This window comes from Pseudomonas sp. KCJK9000, assembly GCF_046230725.1.
In the GTDB taxonomy this organism is placed as follows: Bacteria; Pseudomonadota; Gammaproteobacteria; order Pseudomonadales; family Pseudomonadaceae; genus Aquipseudomonas; species Aquipseudomonas promysalinigenes.
In genome coordinates this window covers 1-3,335 of sequence record NZ_JBJJLN010000117.1, presented here as the reverse complement: position 1 = coordinate 3,335, position 3,335 = coordinate 1, and the positions used below count along the sequence as shown (strand labels likewise).

2 rRNA genes are annotated in these 3,335 nt (G+C 51.2%); both read left to right on the top strand.

The features are described 5' to 3' along the window. Positions 1-173 precede the first annotated feature (173 nt). A 23S ribosomal RNA gene (locus ACK59H_RS22775) occupies positions 174-3,065 on the top strand. A 128-nt stretch (positions 3,066-3,193) separates the two neighbouring features. Continuing rightward, a 5S ribosomal RNA gene (gene rrf / locus ACK59H_RS22770) occupies positions 3,194-3,309 on the top strand. Positions 3,310-3,335 lie beyond the last annotated feature (26 nt).

Sequence of the window (3,335 nt, the reverse complement as noted above, 5' to 3'; positions counted from 1 at the left end):
TTTGTCAGATCGTTCTTTAAAAATTCGGATATGTGATAGATATAGACTGATAGCCAGTTTCACTGCTGGGTATCAGGCTAAGGTAAAATTTGTGAGTTCTGCGCGTAAGCGCAACATGCGAATTTTCGGCGAATGTCGTCTTCACAGTATAACCAGATTGCTTGGGGTTATATGGTCAAGTGAAGAAGCGCATACGGTGGATGCCTTGGCAGTCAGAGGCGATGAAAGACGTGGTAGCCTGCGATAAGCTTTGGGGAGTCGGCAAACAGACTGTGATCCAGAGATCTCTGAATGGGGGAACCCACTCAGCATAAGCTGAGTATCTTGTACTGAATACATAGGTGCAAGAGGCGAACCAGGGGAACTGAAACATCTAAGTACCCTGAGGAAAAGAAATCAACCGAGATTCCCTTAGTAGTGGCGAGCGAACGGGGACCAGCCCTTAAGTTGATTTGAGATTAGTGGAACGCTCTGGAAAGTGCGGCCATAGTGGGTGATAGCCCCGTACACGAAAGTCTCTTATCAATGAAATCGAGTAGGACGGAGCACGAGAAACTTTGTCTGAACATGGGGGGACCATCCTCCAAGGCTAAATACTACTGACTGACCGATAGTGAACCAGTACCGTGAGGGAAAGGCGAAAAGAACCCCGGAGAGGGGAGTGAAATAGAACCTGAAACCGTATGCGTACAAGCAGTGGGAGCCTACTTCGTTAGGTGACTGCGTACCTTTTGTATAATGGGTCAGCGACTTATATTCAGTGGCGAGCTTAACCGAATAGGGGAGGCGTAGCGAAAGCGAGTCTTAATAGGGCGTTTAGTCGCTGGGTATAGACCCGAAACCGGGCGATCTATCCATGGGCAGGTTGAAGGTTAGGTAACACTGACTGGAGGACCGAACCGACTACCGTTGAAAAGTTAGCGGATGACCTGTGGATCGGAGTGAAAGGCTAATCAAGCTCGGAGATAGCTGGTTCTCCTCGAAAGCTATTTAGGTAGCGCCTCATGTATCACTGTAGGGGGTAGAGCACTGTTTCGGCTAGGGGGTCATCCCGACTTACCAAACCGATGCAAACTCCGAATACCTACAAGTGCCGAGCATGGGAGACACACGGCGGGTGCTAACGTCCGTCGTGAAAAGGGAAACAACCCAGACCGTCAGCTAAGGTCCCAAAGTCATGGTTAAGTGGGAAACGATGTGGGAAGGCTTAGACAGCTAGGAGGTTGGCTTAGAAGCAGCCATCCTTTAAAGAAAGCGTAATAGCTCACTAGTCGAGTCGGCCTGCGCGGAAGATGTAACGGGGCTCAAACCATGCACCGAAGCTACGGGTATCACCTCTGGTGATGCGGTAGAGGAGCGTTCTGTAAGCCTGTGAAGGTGAGTTGAGAAGCTTGCTGGAGGTATCAGAAGTGCGAATGCTGACATGAGTAACGACAATGCGAGTGAAAAACTCGCACGCCGAAAGACCAAGGTTTCCTGCGCAACGTTAATCGACGCAGGGTTAGTCGGTCCCTAAGGCGAGGCTGAAAAGCGTAGTCGATGGAAAACAGGTTAATATTCCTGTACTTCCAGTTATTGCGATGGAGGGACGGAGAAGGCTAGGCCAGCTTGGCGTTGGTTGTCCAAGTTTAAGGTGGTAGGCTGAGATCTTAGGCAAATCCGGGATCTTAAGGCCGAGAGCTGATGACGAGTGCTCTTTAGAGCGCGAAGTGGTTGATGCCATGCTTCCAAGAAAAGCTCCTAAGCTTCAGATAACTGGGAACCGTACCCCAAACCGACACAGGTGGTTAGGTAGAGAATACCAAGGCGCTTGAGAGAACTCGGGTGAAGGAACTAGGCAAAATGGCACCGTAACTTCGGGAGAAGGTGCGCCGGCGAGGGTGAAGGACTTGCTCCGTAAGCCCATGCCGGTCGAAGATACCAGGCCGCTGCGACTGTTTATTAAAAACACAGCACTCTGCAAACACGAAAGTGGACGTATAGGGTGTGACGCCTGCCCGGTGCCGGAAGGTTAATTGATGGGGTTAGCGCAAGCGAAGCTCTTGATCGAAGCCCCGGTAAACGGCGGCCGTAACTATAACGGTCCTAAGGTAGCGAAATTCCTTGTCGGGTAAGTTCCGACCTGCACGAATGGCGTAACGATGGCGGCGCTGTCTCCACCCGAGACTCAGTGAAATTGAAATCGCTGTGAAGATGCAGTGTATCCGCGGCTAGACGGAAAGACCCCGTGAACCTTTACTATAGCTTTGCACTGGACTTTGAATTTGCTTGTGTAGGATAGGTGGGAGGCTTTGAAGTGGGGACGCCAGTTCTCATGGAGCCATCCTTGAAATACCACCCTGGCAACTTTGAGGTTCTAACTCAGGTCCGTTATCCGGATCGAGGACAGTGTATGGTGGGTAGTTTGACTGGGGCGGTCTCCTCCCAAAGAGTAACGGAGGAGTACGAAGGTGCGCTCAGACCGGTCGGAAATCGGTCGTAGAGTATAAAGGCAAAAGCGCGCTTGACTGCGAGACAAACACGTCGAGCAGGTACGAAAGTAGGTCTTAGTGATCCGGTGGTTCTGTATGGAAGGGCCATCGCTCAACGGATAAAAGGTACTCCGGGGATAACAGGCTGATACCGCCCAAGAGTTCATATCGACGGCGGTGTTTGGCACCTCGATGTCGGCTCATCACATCCTGGGGCTGAAGCCGGTCCCAAGGGTATGGCTGTTCGCCATTTAAAGTGGTACGCGAGCTGGGTTTAGAACGTCGTGAGACAGTTCGGTCCCTATCTGCCGTGGACGTTTGAGATTTGAGAGGGGCTGCTCCTAGTACGAGAGGACCGGAGTGGACGAACCTCTGGTGTTCCGGTTGTCACGCCAGTGGCATTGCCGGGTAGCTATGTTCGGAAGAGATAACCGCTGAAAGCATCTAAGCGGGAAACTTGCCTCAAGATGAGATCTCACTGGGATCTTGAATCCCCTAAAGGGCCGTCGAAGACTACGACGTTGATAGGTTGGGTGTGTAAGCGCTGTGAGGCGTTGAGCTAACCAATACTAATTGCCCGTGAGGCTTGACCATATAACACCCAAGCAATCTGCAGCGCAGATTGTGGTGGTGAAGACGAAAGACCCGAAAATTCGTAACATCACAAATCGCATATCCGAATTCGCTGGGCTGTCCAACAGGACATTCTGGCTACAGAATTTCTTGACGACCATAGAGCATTGGAACCACCTGATCCCATCCCGAACTCAGTAGTGAAACGATGCATCGCCGATGGTAGTGTGGGGTTTCCCCATGTGAGAGTAGGTCATCGTCAAGATTCATTTCGCAAAACCCCTATCTGCG